General features: G+C 68.7%; 17 protein-coding genes. 9 read left to right on the forward strand and 8 right to left on the reverse strand.

Annotation, left to right across the window (positions count from 1 at the left end; all coding sequences use genetic code 11):
• From E3T34_RS12130 to E3T34_RS12140, 3 genes are read left to right on the forward strand one after another with little or no spacing between them, the layout of a single operon-like run.
• Entirely contained in the window at positions 1-834 is an 834-nt protein-coding gene (locus tag E3T34_RS12130; RefSeq protein WP_134343131.1) for a methyltransferase domain-containing protein, read from the forward strand.
• A 3-nt stretch (positions 835-837) separates the two neighbouring features.
• On the forward strand, positions 838-2274 hold the full coding sequence (locus E3T34_RS12135) for a class I adenylate-forming enzyme family protein (protein WP_134343132.1): 1437 nt from the start codon (positions 838-840) through the stop codon (positions 2272-2274).
• Positions 2246-3559, forward strand: coding sequence for a thiolase family protein (locus E3T34_RS12140; RefSeq protein ID WP_370327575.1), 1314 nt, complete (start codon positions 2246-2248; stop codon positions 3557-3559). The genes E3T34_RS12135 and E3T34_RS12140 overlap by 29 nt, the downstream gene beginning before the upstream one ends.
• Before the next feature lie 59 nt (positions 3560-3618).
• Here the strand turns inward: E3T34_RS12140 and E3T34_RS12145 are convergent, their stop codons facing one another.
• From E3T34_RS12145 to valS, 3 genes are read right to left on the reverse strand one after another with little or no spacing between them, the layout of a single operon-like run.
• Positions 3619-3879, reverse strand: a complete 261-nt coding sequence (locus tag E3T34_RS12145) for a hypothetical protein (protein WP_233191554.1) — start codon at positions 3877-3879, stop codon at positions 3619-3621.
• Positions 3880-3885: 6 nt separating this feature from the next.
• Entirely contained in the window at positions 3886-4332 is a 447-nt protein-coding gene (locus tag E3T34_RS12150) for a GNAT family N-acetyltransferase (RefSeq protein ID WP_134343133.1), read from the reverse strand.
• A 9-nt stretch (positions 4333-4341) separates the two neighbouring features.
• Positions 4342-6924, reverse strand: a complete 2583-nt coding sequence (gene valS / locus E3T34_RS12155; protein ID WP_134343134.1) for a valine--tRNA ligase — start codon at positions 6922-6924, stop codon at positions 4342-4344.
• Positions 6925-7106: 182 nt separating this feature from the next.
• On the opposite strand from valS, the gene E3T34_RS12160 reads away from it, so the two are divergent.
• Entirely contained in the window at positions 7107-7745 is a 639-nt protein-coding gene (locus E3T34_RS12160) for a cation transporter (RefSeq protein ID WP_104103381.1), read from the forward strand.
• 138 nt (positions 7746-7883) lie between these two features.
• On the opposite strand, the gene E3T34_RS12165 is transcribed toward E3T34_RS12160, so the two are convergent.
• The 4 genes from E3T34_RS12165 to E3T34_RS12180 are packed head-to-tail and all read right to left on the reverse strand — an operon-like array spanning position 7884 to position 13118.
• Positions 7884-9656: an ABC transporter ATP-binding protein gene (locus E3T34_RS12165; RefSeq protein ID WP_241973037.1), complete on the reverse strand. Its 1773-nt coding sequence runs from the start codon at positions 9654-9656 to the stop codon at positions 7884-7886.
• Positions 9653-10534, reverse strand: coding sequence for an ABC transporter permease (locus E3T34_RS12170; protein WP_134343135.1), 882 nt, complete (start codon positions 10532-10534; stop codon positions 9653-9655). Before E3T34_RS12170 ends, E3T34_RS12165 begins: the two co-directional genes overlap by 4 nt.
• The gene (locus E3T34_RS12175) at positions 10531-11475 is read right to left on the reverse strand and encodes an ABC transporter permease (protein WP_255409047.1); all 945 of its coding nucleotides are present in this window, start codon (positions 11473-11475) and stop codon (positions 10531-10533) included. Before E3T34_RS12175 ends, E3T34_RS12170 begins: the two co-directional genes overlap by 4 nt.
• On the reverse strand, positions 11463-13118 hold the full coding sequence (locus E3T34_RS12180; RefSeq protein ID WP_134343136.1) for an ABC transporter substrate-binding protein: 1656 nt from the start codon (positions 13116-13118) through the stop codon (positions 11463-11465). The genes E3T34_RS12175 and E3T34_RS12180 overlap by 13 nt, the downstream gene beginning before the upstream one ends.
• Before the next feature lie 451 nt (positions 13119-13569).
• Between E3T34_RS12180 and ileS the strand changes: the two genes are divergently transcribed.
• The 5 genes from ileS (at position 13570) to E3T34_RS12205 (ending at position 20330) form a co-directional block, all read left to right on the forward strand.
• Positions 13570-17043, forward strand: a complete 3474-nt coding sequence (gene ileS, locus E3T34_RS12185; protein WP_134343137.1) for an isoleucine--tRNA ligase — start codon at positions 13570-13572, stop codon at positions 17041-17043.
• The gene (locus E3T34_RS12190) at positions 17036-18448 is read left to right on the forward strand and encodes a folylpolyglutamate synthase/dihydrofolate synthase family protein (RefSeq protein WP_134343138.1); all 1413 of its coding nucleotides are present in this window, start codon (positions 17036-17038) and stop codon (positions 18446-18448) included. The genes ileS and E3T34_RS12190 overlap by 8 nt, the downstream gene beginning before the upstream one ends.
• Positions 18445-18822: a DUF4233 domain-containing protein gene (locus E3T34_RS12195; protein ID WP_158250313.1), complete on the forward strand. Its 378-nt coding sequence runs from the start codon at positions 18445-18447 to the stop codon at positions 18820-18822. The genes E3T34_RS12190 and E3T34_RS12195 overlap by 4 nt, the downstream gene beginning before the upstream one ends.
• The gene (gene ndk / locus E3T34_RS12200; RefSeq protein WP_104103399.1) at positions 18819-19241 is read left to right on the forward strand and encodes a nucleoside-diphosphate kinase; all 423 of its coding nucleotides are present in this window, start codon (positions 18819-18821) and stop codon (positions 19239-19241) included. Before E3T34_RS12195 ends, ndk begins: the two co-directional genes overlap by 4 nt.
• A 180-nt stretch (positions 19242-19421) precedes the next feature.
• Positions 19422-20330, forward strand: coding sequence for a cytochrome b/b6 domain-containing protein (locus E3T34_RS12205; RefSeq protein WP_134343139.1), 909 nt, complete (start codon positions 19422-19424; stop codon positions 20328-20330).
• 579 nt (positions 20331-20909) lie between these two features.
• On the opposite strand, the gene E3T34_RS12210 is transcribed toward E3T34_RS12205, so the two are convergent.
• Positions 20910-21509, reverse strand: a complete 600-nt coding sequence (locus E3T34_RS12210; protein WP_241977406.1) for a vitamin K epoxide reductase family protein — start codon at positions 21507-21509, stop codon at positions 20910-20912.
• Between the last annotated feature and the right edge of the window lie 230 nt (positions 21510-21739).

Here is a 21739-nt window from a genome sequence, read left to right on the forward strand (position 1 = left end):
ATGATCGACGAGCCGGCACGCCCCGAGACCGCGCCCCGGGAGCAGTACACGCACGGGCATCACGAGAGCGTGCTGCGCTCGCATACCTGGCGCACGGTGGCCAACTCGGCGGCCTACCTGATCCCACACCTGGATGCCGGGCTGACCCTGCTCGACGTGGGCTGCGGTCCGGGCACGGTCACGGTCGACCTGGCACGCCGGCTGTATCCCGGTCAGGTCACCGGCATCGATGCGTCGGAGCAGATTGTGCTGCGCGCAGCCGGGCTGGCCTTCGATGAGGGGGTGCGGAACGTGTCGTTCCGGGTGGGTGACGCCTACGCGCTCGGCTTCGCCGACGCGAGCTTCGACATCGTGCACGCGCACCAGGTGCTCCAGCACCTCGCCAACCCCGTCGCCGCGCTGCGGGAGTTCCGGCGCGTGCTGAGACCGGGCGGAATCCTCGCCGCCCGCGACGTCGATTCGGGGGGAGTGATGTACTACCCGAAGCTTCAGGGCCTGCAGCTGTGGGAGAGCGCCTTCCGCGACGTGCAGTACTGGAACGGCGGCGACCCCGACGCCGGGCGCGCTCTCAAAGCCTGGGCGCGCAAGGCCGGGTTCACCGACGTGGCGAGTTCGGCATCCCTTTGGTGCTTCGCCTCGGATGTCGAACGCGAGTGGTGGGGGCAATCCTGGGCCGAGCGGGTGATCGAGTCCGACTTCGCGGCACACGCCATCGAGGTGGGCGCGGCCGACCTCGCCGACCTTCGGATGATGCAAGCCGCATGGCTGCAGTGGGCCGGCGACCCCGATGGCTGGTGCGGTATCCCACACGGCGAGATCGTCGCCAGGAAATAGCCCGTGCCGTTCCTCGACCGACTCCAACACTGGGCCCAGGTTCAGCCCGACGCCACCGCCGTCGCGGTCGGCGCCGACCGAATCAGCTTCGCCGAGCTCCGCGATGCGGCGGCGGCGATCCTGCCCGCGACGCCCCGGATCTCCAGCGTCTGCCTGCCCCACGGCACCGCGTTCGCCGTTGCCTTCGCCGCGGGCGTCGCCGAAGGCCGCTGCTCTGCGATTCTCAACCCTGACTGGCCGGAGGCGCAGCGCAGGGTGGTCGAGAGCCGCCTGGCGAGGACCGCCGGGTTGGACGGACGGGTCGCCGCCGGCGCGCCCCTGCTCGGCACGGAGCTGCGCGACGGTCCACCCGACAGGGACTTCCTCTACGGGTTCACCTCCGGCACGACCTCCGTACCCAAGGCATTCACGCGCAGCCGAGCCTCCTGGCAGCGCTCGTTCGCGCTGGGCACCGAGTTCTTCGGCCTGACTCGGCACGACCGCACACTGGCGCCCGGCCCGCTCTCTGCCAGCCTCAGCCTCTACGCTTTCGCCGAATCGCTGCACACCGGCTCCGCCTTCTTCGCTCTGCCCCGCTTCTCCGCCGCCGCCGCTGTCGCCTGTGTCACTGTCGAGCAGATCACCCGGATCGTGGCGGCGCCGACCGTGCTGCGTGTGATCGCCGCGCACGCGCTGTCCGTCGGCACGGACGGCAGGCCCCCCACCGGCAGGGGGCTCACCGGCATCGTGAGTGCGGGGGCCAAACTCGACCCGGGAACCCTGTCGATGCTGCGCCTCTGGGCGCCGGACGCCAGCGTGTTCGAGTACTACGGGGCGGCCGAACTGAGCTTCGTGACGGCATCCGTGCTGCGTCCCGGCGAGGTGTCGCCGATCTCGGCGACCGCCGTCGGGCGGGCTCTGCCCGGCGTGGAGGTGCGCATCCAGGACGACGCGGGACGCGCCCTGCCGACCGGCACCCCGGGCACCATCTTCGTGCGCAGCCTTCTGGTGGGCGGCGGGTACGCCTGGGGCGACGACGGCGAGGCGTTCCGCCGCGAGGTCGACTGGTGCACGGTCGGCGACATCGGCTTCCTCGACCCGGCGGCCGTGCTGCACCACCTCGGCCGCCGCGCCGACCTCATCGTCACGTCCGGGCACAACGTCTACCCGCAGCAGGTCGAAGCGGCTTTGCGCGGCCTTCCCGGCGTGGAGGCGGCCGTCGTCACCGGTCTGCCGGACCCCGTTCGCGGGACCCGCGTGGTGGCCGCCGTGATCGCGGGCTCCGAGACGGATGCCGCGCGCATCCGGTCATACGTCGCGGCTCTGCTCGCCGCGCCCCACCGGCCCCGCGCCTACTACGCCCTGGCGGAACTGCCGCTCACCTCGGCCGGTAAACTCAGCCGGGTGATGCTGCGCCGCTGGATCGAGGAGGGTGACCGTCGTGTGCGCCCGCTCCGCTGACCCAATCCGGCCGGACGCGGTCGGTGCCGACGGCTCCGCTGCTCCCAGCGCCGACACCGTCGATTCGCACGCCGGCCCGCCAACCGACGATGCCCGGGAACCCGTGATCGTTCTTGCCCGCCGCACCGCCTTCGGCCGCCGCAACGGGGTGTTCGCGCACACCCGTGCCGAAGACCTGCTGGCCCCCGTGCTGAACGCCGTGGTGTCCGGCGGCGGGGTGTCCCCGGCTGCCATCGACGACGTCATCATCGGCAACGCGGCGGGCGGCGGCGGCAATGTTGCCCGCCTCGCCGCGCTGACGGCCGGTCTGCCGGATTCCGTCCCTGGCCTCACGATCGACCGGCAGTGCGGCTCCGGCCTTGAGGCCATCGTGCTGGCCTGCCGGTTGGTTGCCGCCGGCGCTGGCGACCTCTACCTTGCCGGGGGAGTCGAGAGTTGCAGCACGGCCCCGCTGCGTGCGCACCGGCTCACCTCGAGCGCCGGGCAGCCGGACTTCTTCGATCGCGTGCGTTTCGCCCCCGATTCGATCGGCGACCCCGACATGGGCGTCGCCGCCGAGAACGTGGCCGACCGCCACGGCATCTCCCGGAAGCGGCAGGATGCCTTCGCCCTCCGCAGTCACCGGCTGGCCGCCACGGCTGCCGCCGTGCCGGCCCCCGAGATCGTGCCGCTGCCGACAGAGGCCGGCCCGGTTTTCGTCGACGAGGGTCCCCGCCCGGGTCTGACTGAGGCCCTGCTGGCCCGGTTCGCGCCGGTCTTCCGGCCGGGAGGAACGGTCACCGCCGGCAACTCCTGCGCGGATGCCGATGGCGCCGTCGTGGTCCTGGTCACCAGCCGCCGGCGGGCACGCGAACTCGGACTGACCGGCTGGTTATCCTTCGTCGACGCCGCGGTCACCGGCACGGACCCGAACTTCCTCGGCATCGCCGGCGCCGAGGCCGCGCGCCTCGTGCTGCTCCGGCAGGGCCTGACCGGGGCCGACCTGGCTCGGATCGAGTTCAACGAGGCGTTCGCGGCGCAGGTGCTCGCATCCCTCGATCTGCTCGGCGTTGCGGAGGAGCACGCCAACCGCGAGGGCGGAGCGCTGGCCCTCGGGCATCCGTTCGGCGCCAGCGGAGCCCTGCTGGTACTGAGGCTGCTGCAGCAGTGTCGCGCCGCGGCAACGCCGGGGGACGCCGCCCTCGCGGCGGTCAGCATCGCCGGCGGCCTGGGGGTCGCCGCCCTGTTCCGCTGGGAGCAGTCCCTGTCATCGGAGGCAGCAGGCGTCGAACGACTCTCACGCTGACGCACGACCACGGGGTGCGGAGTGGCCCCGCGGAGTACCGGAATGCCGGTCAGCAGAGGTTAGATCCAGTCGTCTTCGTCGTCGAGCACGATCGACGGCTGCGTGATCGTGGCACTGTCCTCGCCCGGGTCATAGCGGATGATCGTGCCGTCGTCGAGCTCGAGCACGGGGTTGCCCTCGAGCCAGGTCAGTGTCCAGCGCCAGGCGCTGGAGTCCTCCGCCAGCGCGGTGAGGTCCTCTTCGACCGCACGGATGGCGATTTCCACCACATGAGGCAGCCCGGCCGGCGCCGGGTGACCCAGAGGCCAGCGGGTTCCCATCTTCACTTACAGCTCGATCTCGTAGGTGACCCAGTCCGTGCGGGTGGCCACATCGTCGTACAGGCGCTGCGCGGTCTCGTTGTCGGCGGCGGTCAGCCACTGCACGGTCGTGAGACGGTCCGCCGCGGCGCACTCCTTGGCGAACTCGATCAAGGCCCGGCCGACGCCCGTGCTGCGGGAGTCCGGCGACACGAACAGGTCGTCCAGGAACAGTCCGCGAGTGGCGGTCAGGGTGCTCGGGACCTCGCGGTAATGGGCGAAGCCGACGAACTCGCCGTCCTCGTCGACAGCCACCGCACCGGCGAGAGACTCGTTCTTGTCGATGATCCAGCTCCAGACCTGGAGCGCTTTCTGATCAGTCAGTTCGCTCTTGTAGAAGTCGCTGTAGCCCTCGAAGAGTCCCAGCCATGAGAAGAAGTCCTTGTCGCCGAGCGCGCGTACCTTGATTGACATTCGGTTCTCCTAGTTCTCCAGCACCGTGGCGAGCACGATGTCAGTGACAGCCAATTCGCTGCCCTCAATAAAAACCAACTCCGAGATGCGGCCAACGGCCCTCAGATCGGCTGCAGCCTGCCTGAGCAGGGCAATCTCTGCAGCCGTACCGCTAATTACAGCAGAAACAACGGCGGATTTCTGGGATGCCTTGGCATCCGTTTTCGCGCGGCGGATGCCGGTCAGCGCCCGGCTGCACAGGTCCAGCAGGGCCACGTTGCCGCCCTGCCCTCCGCCGAGCTCGGTCTGAACGGGCCAAGGGGTACGGTGGATGGACCCCTCGTTGGACCAGGACCAGGCTTCCTCGGTCGCGAACGGCACGAACGGGGCGAAGAGGCGCAGCTGGGTGGCCAGGGCGGTGCGCAGGGCGGCGACGGCCGAAGCCTGGCCGGCTCCCGCTTCGCCGTACGCGCGCTCTTTGACCAGTTCGAGGTAGTCGTCGCAGAACGTCCAGAAGAAGCTCTCGGTGAGTTCCAGCGCACGGGCGTGGTCGTAGCCCTCGATCGCGGCGGTGGCGTGGCCGACGACGACGCTGAGCCGAGCGAGCATGCTCTGGTCGAGCGGCTCGGTCACGGGGGCGTCGGCGGCGCCGTCGAAGGCAAGGATGAACTTTGACGCGTTCAGGATCTTGATCGCCAGGCGACGGCCGATTTTGATCTGGGTCGGGTTCTTGGGGTCGAAGGCCGCGTCGGTGCCGAGGCGCGACGACGCGGCCCAGTAGCGCACGGCATCCGAACCGTGCTGCTCGAGCATGTCTGCCGGGGTGACCACATTGCCCTTGGACTTGGACATCTTCTTACGGTCGGGGTCGACGATGAAGCCGGACAGGGCTGCGTGCTGCCACGGCGAGACACCGTGTTCCAGCTCGGAGCGCAGCAGGGTGGAGAACAGCCAGGTGCGGATGATGTCCTGGCCCTGCGGGCGCAGCGAGTACGGGTAGACGAGATCGAACAGTGCGGGGTCGCGCTCCCAGCCGCCCGCCAGCTGCGGGGTCAGGGAGGAGGTCGCCCAGGTGTCCATCACGTCGACCTCGCCGACGAAGCCGTTCGCCTGGCCGCGCTGCTCGGCGGCAAAGCCCGGGGCGGTGTCGGAGGACGGGTCGACCGGGAGCGTCTCGCGGGTGGCGACGATGGGCTGGTCGAAGAGCGGGTTCGCGTCGGCATCCAGCGGGTACCAGATCGGCAGCGGAACGCCGAAGAAGCGCTGGCGGGAGACGAGCCAGTCGCCGGTGAGGCCGTTGACCCAGTTCTCGTAGCGCACACGCATGAACTCCGGGTGCCACTGCAGGTCGGTACCGTGCGTGAACAGGCGGGCGCGCAGCTCCTCGTCCCGAGCGCCGTTGCGGATATACCACTGACGGGTCGACACGATCTCGAGCGGTTTGTCGCCCTTCTCGAAGAACTTGACCGGGTGCACGATCGCGCGGGGCTCGCCGATCAGGTCGCCGCCGATGCGGAGCAAGTCGACCACGGCTGCCTTGGCGGAGAAGACGGTCTTGCCGGCCAGCTGCGCGTACGCGGCCTGTCCGGCCTCGCTTGTGATCGCCTCGGGCGCCTCGGCGATGATGCGGCCGTCAAAGCCCATGATGGCGCGGTTCGGAAGGTCGAGTTCACGCCACCAGATCACATCGGTGACGTCGCCGAACGTGCAGATCATGGCGATGCCACTGCCCTTGTCCTTCTGCGCGAGGTGGTGGGCCAGGATCGGCACTTCCACGTCGAAGAGGGGGGTGCGCACGGTCGTGCCGAACAGCGCCTGGTAGCGCTCGTCGTCCGGATGCGCCACGAGCGCCACACAGGCCGGCAGCAGTTCCGGGCGGGTGGTCTCGATCTCGATGGCGCCGCCATCGGGCTTGGCGAAGGCGACCCGGTGGTAGAACGCCGGCATCTCCTTGTCTTCGAGCTCGGCCTGGGCGACCGCGGTGCGGAAGGTGACGTCCCAGAGGGTGGGGGCCATGGCCTGGTAGGCCTCACCGCGCTCGACGTTACCGATGAAGGCGGACTGGGAGGTGACCAGGGAGTCATTGCCGATCGTGCGGTAGGTCTGGGCCCAGTCGACGCTCAGGCCCAGCATGCGCCAAACGGCCTCGAACTGCTTCTCGTCCTCGATGGTGAGGCGCTCGCACAGCTCGATGAAGTTGCGGCGGCTGATCGGCAGCTGGTCGGCGGCTTTGGTGCTTTTGCCGTCTCCGCCCTCGAACGGGGCGGTGAACTCGGTGGCGTAGGGCAGCGACGGATCGCAGCGCACGCCGTAGTAGTTTTGCACGCGCCGCTCGGTGGGCAGGCCGTTGTCATCCCAGCCCATCGGGTAGAAGACGCTCTTGCCGCGCATCCGCTGGAAGCGGGCGATGACATCCGTGTGGGTGTAAGAGAAGACGTGGCCGATGTGCAGGGAGCCGGAAGCGGTCGGCGGCGGGGTATCGATGGAGAAGATACTCTCCCGTGTGGCCGAGTCACGGTCGAAACGGTAGGTGCCGGTCTCTTCCCACGAGCCGCCCCACTTGGTTTCGAGGCCTTCAAGGGCCGGTTTTTCCGGAACGTTGGCGGCGGTCATGTTTCTCCGATTCGATCTGTGCGGCACCGTGTCGTTGGTGAAGTGCCTGAGTATTGGGCCTTATCCAACTTACCGGATGCCCCGTCGTCCGCCGACTCCGGCCGTCACCAGGCTGCCGGAGCGCCTGCAGCGCCCGGCCGGGCCTCGCCGTGAGTGGCAGAATTGGAGCGGGAAGGGGTGCCATGGATGACCCGGGAACACTGTCCGAGGCCCGTCGCACGGTGCTGCGCCGCACGGTGCGCTGGATCGTGGGTTTCACGATCGGCTACAACGTGCTCGAGGCCGTCGCCTCGATCGTGGCGGGCGCCGCGGCATCCTCGACCGCCCTGATCGCCTTCGGCCTGGACTCCGTCATCGAGGTGCTCTCCGCCGCGGTCATCGCGTGGCAGTTCTCCCGTCGCGATCCTGAGCGCTGGCAGAAACCGGCCCTCCGCGCCATCGCGATCGCGTTCTTCACCCTCGCCGGGTACGTGATCCTGGCCGCCGGCCTGAGCTTCGCCGGGGTTGTCGAGGCGGCGCCCAGCCCGCTGGGCATCGTCATCGCGTGCCTCAGCCTCGTGATCATGCCCGGGGTGGCAGGCGTGGAGCGCCGGACCGGCGCGGAGCTCGGCAGTGCCAGCGTGATCGCCGACGCCCGGCAGCTGCTGCTCTGCGCGTGGCTGTCCGGGTCGATGCTGCTCGGGCTGGCGGCCAACGCGCTCCTCGGCTGGGCCTGGGCGGACTCGCTCGCCGCCCTCGTGATCGCCGGGTTCGCGATCAAGGAGGGCATCGAGGCATGGCGCGGCGAGGTAGAGCCGCCGGTGGTGCTGCACGTCAACTAAAAGGGTGAGCCCCCGTATCAGGCGGTGGTCTAACCAATTCGACGGAGATTTTGCTCTGGGAGCCGGTTCTCGGGTTTTAAACAAGGCGTTTCGGGCAAAATCTCCGTCGAATTCGTTCGGTACGGAGTTGCTCGAGGGTCAAAACCCGATCCGGGGGACCGCGCCGAGCAGGGTCTGCGTGTACGGATGCTCCGGCGCGGCGAAGACCCGGGCCGTTGCGCCGGTTTCGACGATACGGCCGTCCAGCATTACGGCGACCTGGTCGCTGACGTGCTGGATCACCCCGAGGTCGTGGGAGATGAACAGCAGGCTGAGGCCCAGGTTCCGCTGCAGCTCGTCGAGGAGGTCGAGCACCTGGGCCTGCACGGTCACGTCGAGGGACGACACGGGCTCGTCGCAGATCAGGATCTGCGGCCCCGACGCCAGCGCCCGGGCGATGCTCACCCGCTGCCGCTGCCCGCCGGAGAGGGACAGCGGCCGCCGGCCAAGCAGCCCCTGCGGCAGACCCACCGCGTCGAGCAGCGCCAGCACGCGCAGCCGGTCGGCAGCCGAGGCAGTGGCCGCAGTGGCGGCAGTGGCAGCAGTGGCAGCCGAGGCGGATGCCGCGCCGCGCCCGGTGCGCCCGCCGCCGACCGCGTCCCGGAGCACCTGCTCGACGCTCAGCCGCGGGTCGAAGGAGCTGAGCGCATCCTGATAGACCGCACCAAGCCGGGGCCGCAGGAGCCGCCGTTCCTTCTCCGAGGCGGCGCTGAACGGCTGCCCGAGCACCCGCACCTCGCCGGCGTCCGGCCGGGTCAGCGCCAGCGCGAGGCGGGCCGTCGTGGTTTTACCGGAGCCGGACTCGCCGACGATGCCGAGCGTCGTGCCGCGTTCGAGCCGGAACGAGACCCCGTCGACCGCGAGCTGCTCGGTGCCGTCGGGCCGGGTGAAGCGCTTGACCAGGCCGGTGGCCTCCAGCACCGTGTTGCGGGGAGCGACAGGGTCGGCACGATCTGAGAGAGCGAGAAAGGGCGCGGCGGCGGGCGACACCGGGGCCGCGGCCCGCGGGCTGAGGCGCAGCCCGCGCGGCTTGTCGACCGGGATCGCGGCGAGCATCTGCCGGGTGACCGGATGCTCCGGCCGGGTCAGAATCGCGTGCGCCGGTCCCTGTTCCACGATCCGTCCCTCGCTCAGCACAGCGATCCGGTCGGCGATGCGGCCGACGACGGCCAGGTCGTGGCTGATCAGCAGGATGCCGGTGCCGGCGAGTTTCAGACCCGTCAGCAGCTCCAGGATTTGTGCCTGCACCGTGACGTCGAGCGCCGTCGTGGGCTCGTCGGCGATCAGCAGTGGCGGGTCCAGGGCGATCGCGGCCGCGATCAGGGCGCGCTGGCGCTGGCCGCCGGAGAGTTCGCCCGCGCGCTTCCGCACAGAGTTGCCGGCGTCGGACAGGCCCACCCGGGCCAGCACCTCGAGCACCCGGGCGTGGCGCGCCGCTGCACCGAGGCGGGTGTGCAGTCGCAGCGAGTCGGCGATCTCCCGGCCCACCGGGCGCAGCGGGTCCAGCGACACCAGGGCATCCTGCAGCACCAGGCCCACGTCGCGGCCGCGCCGCCGGCGCCAGCTCTGCTCGGAGAGTCCGCGCACGTCGGAGCCTGCGAGGCTCAGCTCGTCGGCGCGCACCCAGGCGTTGTCGCCGGCCAGGCCGAGCAGGCTGCGCGCGGTGACGCTCTTGCCCGAGCCTGACTCTCCCACCAGGGCCAGGCATTCCCCGGGGGCCACCTCGAACGAGACGCCGTTCAGCACCGGGTCGGTATCATTTTGCGGTCCGAAGCCCACGACGAGGTTCTGCACCCGCACGGCCGGGGCAACCCCGCCGTCACCCTCGCCTGGCGCGCCCACCGAAGCGCCCACGCCGCTCTCGTCACTCACGCGCGCCTCACCCGTCGCTCGATGCCGCGACCGAGCGCCGTGGCCGACACCGCCGTCAGCACGATGAACAGCCCGGGGAAGAAGCTCATCCACCAGGCCGAGCCGATGTAGGTGCGCCCGGCGGAGAGCATCGCGCCCCACTCCGCGGCGGGCGGCGCCGAGCCCAGGCCGAGGTAGCTCAGCGCCGACGCCCAGACGATGGCCTGACCGATGCCGAGGGTGCCGAGCACGAACAGCGGCGCGAGCGTGTTCGGCAGGATGTGGCGCATCAGGATCTGGACGGGGCTGCGCCCGAGCACGGTCGCCGCCTCGACGAAGGCCGATGACCGCACCGACAAGAGCTGGCCGCGGATGATGCGGGCGTAGCCGGGAGCGGTCGCCAGGCCCACGGCGATGGTCGCCGCGGCAACGCCCGGCCCGAAGATCAGGATGAAGAGCAGGGCCAGCAGCAGGCCGGGGAACGCGAACAGCACCTCGAGGAACCGGTTCACGGTGAAGTCCACGACCGGGCCGAGCATACCGGCCAGGGTGCCGAGCACGAGGCCCAGGCCGAGGCCGATCACGGTGGCGAGGGTGCCGATCAGCAGGGAGCTGCCGGTGCCGTGGCTGACCCGGGTATAGATGTCCCGGCCGGACTCGTCGGTGCCGAACCAGTGCGCGGGTGAGGGGGTCTGAAACGCGGACAGCGGGTCGATCCCGAGCGGGTCGCCGGGCGCTACGAGCGCGGGGAACAATGCCGCCGTGACCAGGAACAGCGCGAACAGGCCCGCCAGGACCTCGGCCACGCCGAACCGGCGAATGCGGGGCGCGCGCGGCGACTGGGGCGCGCCGGTGCGCGGCGACCGGCCCAGCCCGGCCTGGATCTCGAGGTCGCTCATCGTGCCCGCAGCCTCGGGTCGGCGATGCGCTGGGCCAAATCGGTGAACAGGGTCATCAGGATGTACCCGACGGCCACGATCAGCACAGCACCAACCACGACCGGCACGTCGCGCACGGTCACCGCGTTCAGAAGCGTGCGGCCGAGGCCCGGCCGGGCGAAGATGGTCTCGACCACCACTGCCCCGCTGATCAGGGAGCCGAATGCCCAGCCGGAGAGGCTGATCGCCGGCAGTGACGCGTGCCGGATCACGTGCACCCAGCGCACCCCGCGTTCGCTCTCGCCCCGGGCGCGGGCGGAGAGCACGAATGGGGATTCCAGCGCGGTGAGCAGGGACTCCCGCATGATCTGGCCAAGGAACCCGGCCAGCGGCACGGCGAGGGTGAGCACCGGCAGCACCAGCCCGGAAACCCCGGAGGTACTGATCGGCGGCAGCCAGCCCAGCCAGACGCTGAACAACACGATCAGCGCCGTCGCGAGCCAGAAGTGAGGGAGCGCGGCAGCCACGATCTCCAGACCGGAGCCCAGGTACCAGGCGACGCGCCCGCCGCGGGTCGACCAGGTGGCCAGCCCGAGGGCGAGCAGCCAGGCCACAGCGAGGGCGAGCACGGCCAGCAGCAGGGTGCCGCCGAGCTGGCCGACCAGGAGCGGGGCGACGTCCTGGTCCAGTGAGTAGGAGCGGCCAAGATCCCCGGTGGCCAGGCGAGCCAACTGTGCCAGGTACTGCACGAGCACGGGCTGGTCGAGCCCGTATTCCGCCCGCACCGCGGCGAGCGCCTCCGGGGAGGTCTGCGAGCCGGGGCCACCCAGGATGGCCTCGGCCGGGTCTCCGGGAATCAGACGGATGGCGAAAAAGGTGAGCGTGGCCACCATCCAGAGCACCAGCACCGCCCCTCCCAGGCGGGCCAGGACGACCCGGGCTGCCCGCGCTACTTCAGCCACGCATCGTAGAACGTGGGCGTCGACACGGTCGGCAGCGCCCGCGCGCCCACCACATCGGTGCCGAGCAGGTAGTGGTTCTGCTGGTCGAAGAGCGGCAGGATGTAGAAGCCCGCGAGCACCTGGTTCTGCGCGTCGGCGTAGAGGGCGGCGCGTTCATCGGCATCCGTCACCTGGCCGGCCAGGGTGAGTAGGGCGTCGATGGCCGGGTCGTTCACCTGGGCGTGGTTGGCGAAGTAGCCGCTAGGTGCCGGGGTGATCCCGTCGGAGTGGAAGAGGATGCGCAGAACGTCGGGTCCGACCTTCGTGTACGGCGCGCTGACGGCGTCGTAGTCGTTCTCGCCCAGCGCGGTGTACCAACTGGAGAGGTCCATCGGGCTGAGCAGAACCTCGAAGCCGGTCTTCTTCGCGGTGGCCTGGATCTGCTCGAACAGGGACTGCTCCGCCGGAATGGACTGGTTCGTACTCACCGGGAAGTCGACCGTGAGGCGCTCGCCGTCTTTCACCCGGTAACCGTTGGAATCACGCTCGGTCCAGCCGGCGGAATCGAGGAGGTCCGAGGCGGCCTCGGGGTCGTACGCGAACAGGTCCGGGCCCGACACGGCGAGGGGTTCGACGCTGGAGAGGGCGGAGTAGGAGCGCTCGGCCGTGCCCCGGAAGAGGCTGGTGACGGCGTCGTCGACATTCGCCGAGCGGATGAATGCCTCCCGCACGAGCGGGTCGTTGAAGGGCGCGCGGCCGGAGTTCAGTTCGATTCGGTTCGAGGCACCCGGGCGAGGGGCGTCGAGGTGCACGATGGTGTCGCTCTTCTCGGCCTGCACGATGGTGTCGGGCTGGGCGTTGTCGATCACGTCGGCGTCGCCGGACTGCAGAGCCGCGTAGCGGGACGCGGAGTCGGGGATGAAGCGCCAGACGATGGAGTCGAGGTAGGCAGGCCCGGTGTGCGCGGCATCCGCGGGCGGGGAGTTGTACTTCTCGTTCCGCACCAGGGTGATCGATTCCTGCTGTACCCACTTCTCGACCTGGAAGGGGCCGGTGCCGACCGGGGAGGCGCAGTTCTCGTCCTGGCTCCGGGCCAGCGCGGTGGGCGATTCGATCGCCAGCCACGGCTGTGACAGGGATTCGAGCAGGGCGCTGTCGGGTTCGCTGAGCGTAAGGCGCACAACGTTGGTGGAGACCGCGTCGGTGCCGGTGACCTTCCCCAGAGCGAGGTAGCCGGTCGACGAGGCCGTTTCCGGGTCTTGGATGTGCGCGATATTCGCCTGCACGGCGGCGGCGTCGAGCGGGGTGCCGTCCGTGAAACTCACGCCGGCGGCGAGCGTGAAGTCCCAGGCCAGCCCGTCGGCGCTCTCGGTCCACGAATCTGCCAGCCAGGGGATGATCTCACCGTCCGCGTTGCGGGACACAAGCGACTCAAGGTACTGCGTGCTGACCAGGGCCTGCGGGTAGTTGCCGCCCACGTGCGGGTCCAGGCAGGTGGGCTCGGCGTCGCCGGATGCGTAGGTCAACGTGCCGCCGGTGAGAGGCCGGGTGGCTTCGGGGGACTCAGCGGTGGCGCAGCCGGTGAGCAGGATGCCGGTGGCGGCGAGGCCGACCAGCCCGGTCAGGGTGCGCGCTGTGCGATGGGTGTACCCCGAAGTGTGCATTATGGGTCTCTTTCCGCGGCGCCCGATGGGCCGAGTGTGCACCTGCTGGACCCGTAAGATTAGGGGCCTCGGGCACGTGTTGGACGGGGTCCACAAATAAAATGATTGAGGACCATCGTAGAACACAGGAGAGCTGTTCGCTGAGCAGACGTGTGCGGGCACCGCGCGCTGTACACCCGGGGTTAGGCGCAGGGTAGACTTTTCAAGTAGGACCGTGATCCGGCTATCACCGGTGAGTCTTCGGAAGAACGGCAACCACCCTCGCGGCGGTTCTCAGTAGAACCGAACGGGTCGGGCCCGTCACAGCCTCAGAACAAGCGGTTTTCCGAAGCCTCGGCTCCGGGAGACAAGCGAGGTGGTACCGCGGCGAATCCCGTTCGGAGTCGGCGTCCTCGTGGAACAGGGGCAGATCTGTGAATGACACAACCTGCCCGACTCGTCCAGGAGAGACATGACGTACCCCAAAGGCCAGCAGTCCGCTTCTCCCGCCCAACCCGGCGGCATCGTGCCCTCACCGAACTTTCCCCAGATCGAAACCGAGGTGCTCGCGTTCTGGAAAGCCGACGGCACCTTCCAGGCGTCGATCGACAACCGTGCGGATGCCCCCGAGTGGGTCTTCTATGACGGCCCGCCGTTCGCCAACGGGCTGCCGCACTACGGCCACCTGCTGACCGGGTACGCGAAGGACCTCTTCCCGCGCTTCCAGACCATGCGCGGCAAGCAGGTGCACCGTCGGTTCGGCTGGGACACGCACGGCTTGCCGGCCGAGCTCGAAGCCGAACGCGAGCTCGGCATCACCGACAAGAGCGAGATCGAGAAGATGGGCATCGGGGCCTTCAACGCCGTCGCCCGCAGCTCCGTGCTCAAGTACACCAAGGTGTGGGAGGAGTACGTCACCCGCCAGGCGCGCTGGGTCGACTTCGAGAACGACTACAAGACGCTCGACATCACCTTCATGGAGTCCGTGATCTGGGCCTTCAAGCGCCTGCACGACAAGGGCCTGGCCTACGAGGGCTACCGGGTGCTGCCGTACTGTTGGCGCGACCAGACACCGCTGTCCAACCACGAACTGCGCATGGACGACGACGTCTACAAGATGCGCCAGGACCAGACCGTCACGGTCACCTTCCCGCTGGTCGGCGCCAAGGCCGAAGCCCTCGGGCTGACCGCCGTGCGCGCCCTGGCCTGGACGACCACCCCCTGGACCCTCCCGACGAACCTGGCGCTCGCCGTGGGCCCGGAGATCGTCTATGCCGTCGTGCCGGCCGGGCCGAACGGCACCCCGGACGCCACCGTGTTGCGGGAGGCCGTTTCCGGGGCGGATGCCGCGGCATGCGTCGCAACCACCGAGGTTTTCGGCGCCGAATACCTGATCGCGATCGACCTGGTCGGCAACTACGCCAAGGACCTCGGCTACGACTCGGCGGCAGAGGCGACCGCGGCGATCTCCCGCACGGTTCTCGGCAGCGCCCTGGAGGGCGTCAGCTACGACCGCCTCTTCGACTACTACGCCGACACCGCGGTCTGGGGCACCGAGAACGCCTGGACCGTCGTCGTGGCCGACTACGTCACCACCGCCGACGGAACCGGCATCGTGCACCAGGCGCCCGCCTACGGCGAGGAGGACCAGAAGATCTCCATGGCCGCCGGCATCCCGGTGATCATCTCCCTCGACGCGGGCGGCAAGTTCCTCTCCGACGTGCCCGAGGTCGCCGGCCAGCTCTGGAGCGACGCGAACAAGCCGCTCACCCAGCTGATCAAGAATGAGGGGCGCCTGCTGCGCCAGGCCAGCTACGAGCACTCCTACCCGCACTGCTGGCGCTGCCGCAACCCGCTGATCTACAAGGCCGTGTCGAGCTGGTTCGTGCGCGTCACGGACTTCCGCGAGCGTCTGGTGGACCTGAACCAGGACATCAATTGGGTGCCGGAGAACGTCAAGGACGGCCAGTTCGGCAAGTGGATCGGCAACGCCCGCGACTGGTCGATCAGCCGCAACCGGTACTGGGGTTCGCCCATCCCAGTCTGGAAGAGCGACAATCCCGACTATCCGCGCGTCGACGTCTACGGCTCGCTCGACGAGCTCGAGGCGGACTTCGGCGTGCGCCCCACCGACCTTCACCGCCCCTATATCGACGCGCTCACCCGACCCAACCCCGACGACCCCACCGGGCGGTCCACCATGCGGCGCATCACGGATGTGCTCGACGTCTGGTTCGACTCCGGCTCGATGCCGTTCGCGCAGGTGCACTACCCGTTCGAGAACGCCGACTGGTTCGACAGCCACAACCCGGCCGACTTCATCGTGGAGTACATCGGCCAGACCCGCGGCTGGTTCTACATGCTGCACACGCTCTCCACCGCCCTGTTCGACCGTCCGGCCTTCAAGAACGTGGTCAGCCACGGCATCGTGCTCGGCAACGACGGCCAGAAGATGTCCAAGTCGCTGCGCAACTATCCCGACGTGAACGAGGTGTTCGACCGGGACGGCTCGGATGCCATGCGCTGGTTCCTGATGAGCTCCTCCGTGCTGCGCGGTGGCAACCTGATCGTCACCGAGGAGGGCATCCGCGAGGGTACCCGCCAGGTTATGCTCCCGCTCTGGAGCACCTGGTACTTCTTCTCCCTCTACGCCAACGCGTCCGGCGAGAACGGCTACGACGCCACCTGGCGCACCGACTCGACCGACGTGCTCGACCGCTACCTGCTGGCCAAGACCCGCGATCTGATCGTGGAGGTCACTGCCGACCTCGAGAACCTCGACAGCACCCAGGCGACCGCTCGAATCCGGGACTTCGCCGACGTGCTCACCAACTGGTACGTTCGCCGCTCGCGCGACCGGTTCTGGGCCGGCGCCGGGGCCTCTGTCTCGGTCTCGACGGTCTCATCCACCGCAAACGAGGCTTTCGACACGCTCTACACCGTGCTCGAAACGGTGACGCGGGTGGCCGCCCCGATGCTCCCGCTCGTCACCGAGCGTATCTGGCAGGGCCTCACCGGCGGTCGCAGCGTGCACCTGACCGACTGGCCCGACGCCGAATTGTTCCCGGCCGATGCCGTTCTCGTCACCGCGATGGACCAGGTGCGCACCATCAGCTCCACCGTGCTGTCACTGCGCAAGCAGTCCGGGCTGCGCGTGCGTCTGCCGCTGGCCACTCTGACCGTGGTCACCACCGACACGGCGGCCCTGGCCCCGTTCGAGGGCATCCTGCGCGACGAGCTGAATGTGAAGAGCGTGCGTTTGGTCGAACTGGCCGACGACAGCGCGAGCGCCTACGGCATCACCTCCCGGCTCACCGTGAACGCCCGGGCAGCCGGCCCGCGACTCGGCAAGCAGGTGCAGCAGGTCATCAAGGCCGCCCGCGCCGGCGACTGGAGCGAAACCGACGGCGTAGTCACCGCCGGCGGTACCCCGCTCGCCGCGGGGGAGTACGAACTCGTGCTGCAGACCGGTCCGGCCGACGGTTCCGCCGTCGCTGACGACACGGCGGCGGATGCCCCGGCTCTGGCGCTCCTGGCGGGCGGCGGTTTCGTGCTGCTGGAGACGCAGACCACCCCGGAACTCGAGGCGGAGGGCTTCGCCCGCGACCTGATCCGCGCCGTGCAGGACACCCGCAAGTCGGCCGGATTCGAAGTGAGCGACCGCATCCGTCTCGACCTCGTCTTCTACTCCGCCGAGGACGCCGCGACCTTCGCCCTTGCGGCCGGCGTCGACGTCGCTGCGGAGACCCTGACCCTCCGGTTCGCCACCCATGTGGCCACCGAGGTGTCCGATGACAGCCTGGCGCACGGTCTGCCGTCCGAATGGCTGCAGAGCCTGGTCGGCTTTCCCGTCGAGCACTACGTGCTTTACGAGGCTGGTCACTATGCCAACCGGGGGACCGTCCTGGTCGCCGTCGCCCGAGAGAACGGACTCGTCCATGTCTGAACCCAAGAAGCCCGGATCGAAGAAGCCCGGATCGAAGAGGCCGCGCCAGTCCTCCGACGCCGGCCGTGAGGCCGGGGACGCCGTCTTCGCCGCCCTCCTCGCCCGCGTGGGCGAGGGTGCGCCGAAGCCGCGTCTGGCCCCGACCCGGCGGGCGCTCGAACTGCTGGGTGACCCTCAGACCGTCTACCCGGTGATCCATATCACCGGCACCAACGGCAAGACCAGCACGAGCCGCATCACCGAGAGCATCGTGCGCGCCTACGGGCTGCGCACCGGACTGATGACGAGCCCGCACCTGGTGCGGCTCAACGAGCGCATCGTGATCGACGGGGAGTTCATCACCGATGAGGCCCTGGCCGCGAACTGGGCCGACATCGAACCCTTCCTGGCCATGGTCGACGCGGAGCTCGAGGCGGCAGGCGACGACGTGCTCACCTTCTTCGAGGCGCTCACCGTGCTGGCCTTCGCCTGCTTCGCCGACGCCCCCGTCGACGTCGCCGTGATCGAGGTCGGCATGGGCGGCGAGTGGGATTCCACCAACGTCGCCGACGGGCAGGTGGCCGTGTTCACGCCCATCGCCCTCGACCACACGCTCCGCCTCGGCAACACGATCGCCGAGATCGCCCGCACCAAGGCCGGCATCATCAAGCCGTCCGCCGCCGTGGTCTCCGCCCGGCAGGGCGAGGCGGCGCAGGCCGAACTCGAGCGGGCCGCCGAGCTGACCGAATCGACCCTGGCCAGTGAGGGCGAGGATTTCGTCCTGCTCAAAAACCAGGTCGCCGTGGGCGGGCAGCTCATCTCGGTGCGCGGCCTCGCCGGCACCTACTCGGACCTGTTCCTGCCGCTGTACGGCACGCACCAGGCGCAGAATGCGGCCGTCGCGATCGCCGCCGTCGAGTCCTTCCTCGGGGCCGGCACCACGGCGCTCTCGCATGACCTGGTCGAGGAGGGCCTCGCGCAGGTCACCTCGCCCGGACGCCTGCAACTGATCGGAATCGCACCGACCGTCCTGGTGGATGCCGCGCACAATCCGCACGGAGCGGCCGCCCTCAGCACTGCACTGGCCGACTACTTCGACTTCGACGAGATTGTGGCCGTGGTGGGCATCCTCACCGACAAGGATGCGACCGGCATCATCACCGCGCTGCAGTCCAAGGTGGTGCGGTTCCACGTCACACAGTCGCAGTCCGAGCGCGCGATCGGCGTCGACGACCTCGCCGATCTGATCGCCGACCTCGGCAGCGAGGAGACAACCGTCCGGTTCGACGACCTCGCGCAGGCCCTCGACTCCGCCAGGGACTGGGCCCTCGAGTCGCCCAAGCGGGCTGTGATCGTGACCGGGTCGATCACCCTCGTCGGCGAAGCCATCATTCTGGCCGACGCACGGGAATGGCTGGCGAAATGACGTCCGCTCCCCGCTCGGTGAAGCGCACGCTCGCGACGATCGTGCTCGGCTTCGAGGTCATCGTGGTTGCCCTCGCCGCCCTGGTGATCTTCGGTCTGCAGGCGTTGCCGCCGTGGCTCGCCCTCGGCGGGGGAGCCGTGCTGGGGCTGGCCATGGTCGCCGTGCTCGCGCTGCTCCGTTACGAGTGGGCCTACGTGGTCGGCTGGATCCTCCAGCTGATCATGGTGGCCGCCGGCTTCCTCAATCCGGCCATGTTCTTCGTCGGCGGCATGTTCGCCGCCATGTGGACGTACTGCATGATCGCCGGCTCCCGGATCGACAACCAGAACCAGAACTTTCCCAACAACGAGAACAACGAGAAGGAGAACTCATGAGCACCCAGGTCCAGGAAACGCTCGTATTGGTCAAACCGGATGGCGTTGCCCGCAACCTCTCCGGCGAGATCCTGCGTCGCATTGAGCAGAAGGGGTACTCCCTCGTCGACGCGAAGCTCGTGCAGGCCGACAGGTCCCTGCTGGCCGAGCATTACGCCGAGCACCAGGGCAAGCCGTTCTTCGAACCTCTCGTGGAGTTCATGGAAAGCGGTCCGATCCTCGTGCTGCGCATCGCCGGCGAACGCGTGATCGAGGGCTTCCGCTCCCTGGCCGGCACAACCGACCCGACCACCGCGGCTCCCGGCACCATCCGCGGCGACTTCGGCCGAGACTGGGGCACCAAGGAGCAGCAGAACCTCGTGCACGGCTCCGACTCGCCCGAGTCGGCCGACCGCGAACTGGCCCTCTGGTTCGACTGACCCGTACCGACCGGGGAACAACCACTGACCGGATGCTTGGAGGCGGCTGTTCTCGTCGGTACCAGATGTCGTTGCTTTGTGCACCAAGCGCACCGCTGTCGCAGAATGGCCGATGATGGCAGAGCCCCGCTGAGCATGTGCCGACATCCTCTTTGATTCGTCTGACTAGAAAGCCTCACCATGCCGCATGCCCGGAACCCCTGGTTCAATCTGGTCTGGGCAATCCCGCTGGCGATCATCCTGCTGGTCGCCGTCGTGCTCGCCGCCCGGGGCATCCGTTCCCTGCCGATGGCGCAGGAGTTCCTGGTCGACTTCCCGGGGGCCTCGCCGTTGCCGTCGTGGGCCCCCGTCGGCTTCCCCGCGTGGCTGGCGTGGCAGCACGGCCTGAATGTTTTCTTCCTGCTCTTCATCGTGCGTTCGGGTTGGCAGATCCGCACGGCCGGGCGCCCGAGCATGTTCTGGACCCGGCGCAACACCGGCCTTTTTCGAACCCGACGTGCCCCCCGCCGGTTGGGCATCAACCTCTGGCTGCACCTCGCGGTGGATGCCCTTTGGGTACTCAACGGGATCGTCTTCTACGTGCTGCTGTTCGTCACCGGTCAGTGGGTGCGCATCGTGCCGGTCAGCTGGGACATCATTCCGAACGCACTCTCGGCCGCCCTCCAGTACGCCTCACTGGACTGGCCGATCACCGACGGCTGGGTGAACTACAACGCGCTACAAACTCTGAGCTACTTCAGCATCGTGTTCGTGGCCGCGCCGCTCGCCTTGGTCTCGGGCATCCGTCTGTCACCGCTCTGCACGTCGCGCCGGCTTGGAGAACTGATCCCGCTGCGCCCGACCAGGGCCGTGCACGTGGGCGTGATGGTCTTTTTCCTTGCATTCATCGTGATCCACGTCACGCTGGTGTTCGCCACCGGTGCCCTGCGCAACCTGAACCACATGTACGCGGCGCAGAGCGACGACGGCTGGACCGGATTCTGGATCTTCGCCGCATCCCTGGTCGTGATGCTCGTGGCCTGGGTCGCCGAGGGTCCCCGACTGCTGCGGGCGGTCGCCTCTCTCGGCGGAACCGTAACCACGCGCTGAGCCGCGGTGCTGGCTGAGCCGGCCGATGGCTCTGCCGGTCGAAACCCGGTGGTTGTGTGAACCCCCCCCCCCCCCCGCCGGGGTCTTTCCCTGGCCTTGTCTTTGGCTGCCTGGGCCGCGTCGCGGGCCAGGGCTTCGGCGAACCGGCGGGCCTGATCGACCTGTTCGGCCAGGTGGGCGTCGACCCAGGGCGGCGTCCGCCTGGGTCTCCCGGATGGCGTCGAAGTGACGACCCAGGCGTTCTAGCTGCTCACTGTATGAGGACTCCATGAGACAAACGTTACGGGCAGCCACTGACATTCCATGCCCCAGATCGGCACCCGTCAGCGCCCTGTGGATAACCTGATCAAACGCGTATTGTGGTGGAAAGGGAACAGCCGTCGCGGGGCGCGCAGCACGCATCCGTCGTCACATAAACGCGGAAATTTTTGAGACACACCGGTTTTGGCGCTGTGAGCGGCGTGTCGCAAAAATCTCCGAGGTTAGCAACCGCCACGGATACCCGGAGCGGCAACCTCCGGCCGCCACGTCACCGGAGCTCGACCACCGGGTCTCAACCGGACGGGGGCAGGGTCGCCATTACAGGCGGTTCAGGAAGTCCATCTCGACCTGGGCGATGACGGCGGCGATCAGATAGCAGACGATCGTGATCACGATGATCCAGGAGGAGGCGACGGATGCCAGGCGCCGCACGCGCGGCCCCGCTGGGAGGTTGCCCGCCGTGAGGTTGTGCAGCGTCACGGCTAGGAACATTGGGATCGTGACCGTCCAGGTCACCATGCACCACGGGCAGAGCACGTCGAGCTCGAAGAAGCTCTGCGCCATCAGCCAGATCACGAAAGCGAGGGCGCCGGTGACGCCCACGTTCAGCGCGATCCAGAACCAGCGGGCTAACCGCGCCCCGGCCAGGATCGCGGCGCCGATCGCGATGACGACCGGCCAGGCCATCAAGCCGATCACCGGGTTGGGGAAACCGAGGATGGCACCCTGCCACGATCCCAGGTTGGTGCTGCAGCCCACCAGCACACTGAAGTTGCAGGAAAGCTGGGCCTGCGGGTCCTCGAGGATCGCGAACTTGTCGACGGTCAGGAGGAAAGCCGCGGTGAGGGCGATCAAACCACCGATGATGAAGAAGATGGCGAGCCCGATGGGGCGCTTGACGGGCGGGTTGTGGGGCACGATTGGATTATGTCATGTGCCTCGCATGTGTTCCTGAGAATGCATGCGATAATCGGAACAGTCGCTTGGGCCGCGCTCAAGTTGACGCCATACAAGGCTTAATGGGCCGTAAAGGCCCAGATTCATTGGTCCCACGACCAGAGGTATTAGCAGCCAGAGCCAAGAGCCGGTTGCGAACGACGAGGATTTCCGAGGGTCTCGCGCAAGCGTGATCCTCGCACGAGAGAGTA

Origin of the sequence: Cryobacterium sp. TMT1-62 (assembly GCF_004403145.1) — a bacterium.
Classification (GTDB): Bacteria; Actinomycetota; Actinomycetes; order Actinomycetales; family Microbacteriaceae; genus Cryobacterium; species Cryobacterium sandaracinum.

Bases quoted from the DNA above. Each gene is read 5' to 3' on its own strand.
- valS (WP_134343134.1), bottom strand. From the start codon at position 6,924: ATGACCGCCGCCAACGTTCCGGAAAAACCGGCCCTTGAAGGCCTCGAA.
- E3T34_RS12145 (WP_233191554.1), bottom strand. From the start codon at position 3,879: ATGGGAACCCGCTGGCCTCTGGGTCACCCGGCGCCGGCCGGGCTGCCT.
- E3T34_RS12150 (WP_134343133.1), bottom strand. From the start codon at position 4,332: ATGTCAATCAAGGTACGCGCGCTCGGCGACAAGGACTTCTTCTCATGG.
- ileS (WP_134343137.1), top strand. From the start codon at position 13,570: ATGACGTACCCCAAAGGCCAGCAGTCCGCTTCTCCCGCCCAACCCGGC.
- E3T34_RS12190 (WP_134343138.1), top strand. From the start codon at position 17,036: ATGTCTGAACCCAAGAAGCCCGGATCGAAGAAGCCCGGATCGAAGAGG.
- E3T34_RS12160 (WP_104103381.1), top strand. From the start codon at position 7,107: ATGGATGACCCGGGAACACTGTCCGAGGCCCGTCGCACGGTGCTGCGC.
- E3T34_RS12195 (WP_158250313.1), top strand. From the start codon at position 18,445: ATGACGTCCGCTCCCCGCTCGGTGAAGCGCACGCTCGCGACGATCGTG.
- E3T34_RS12205 (WP_134343139.1), top strand. From the start codon at position 19,422: ATGCCGCATGCCCGGAACCCCTGGTTCAATCTGGTCTGGGCAATCCCG.
- ndk (WP_104103399.1), top strand. From the start codon at position 18,819: ATGAGCACCCAGGTCCAGGAAACGCTCGTATTGGTCAAACCGGATGGC.
- E3T34_RS12170 (WP_134343135.1), bottom strand. From the start codon at position 10,534: ATGAGCGACCTCGAGATCCAGGCCGGGCTGGGCCGGTCGCCGCGCACC.
- E3T34_RS12130 (WP_134343131.1), top strand. From the start codon at position 1: ATGATCGACGAGCCGGCACGCCCCGAGACCGCGCCCCGGGAGCAGTAC.
- E3T34_RS12180 (WP_134343136.1), bottom strand. From the start codon at position 13,118: ATGCACACTTCGGGGTACACCCATCGCACAGCGCGCACCCTGACCGGG.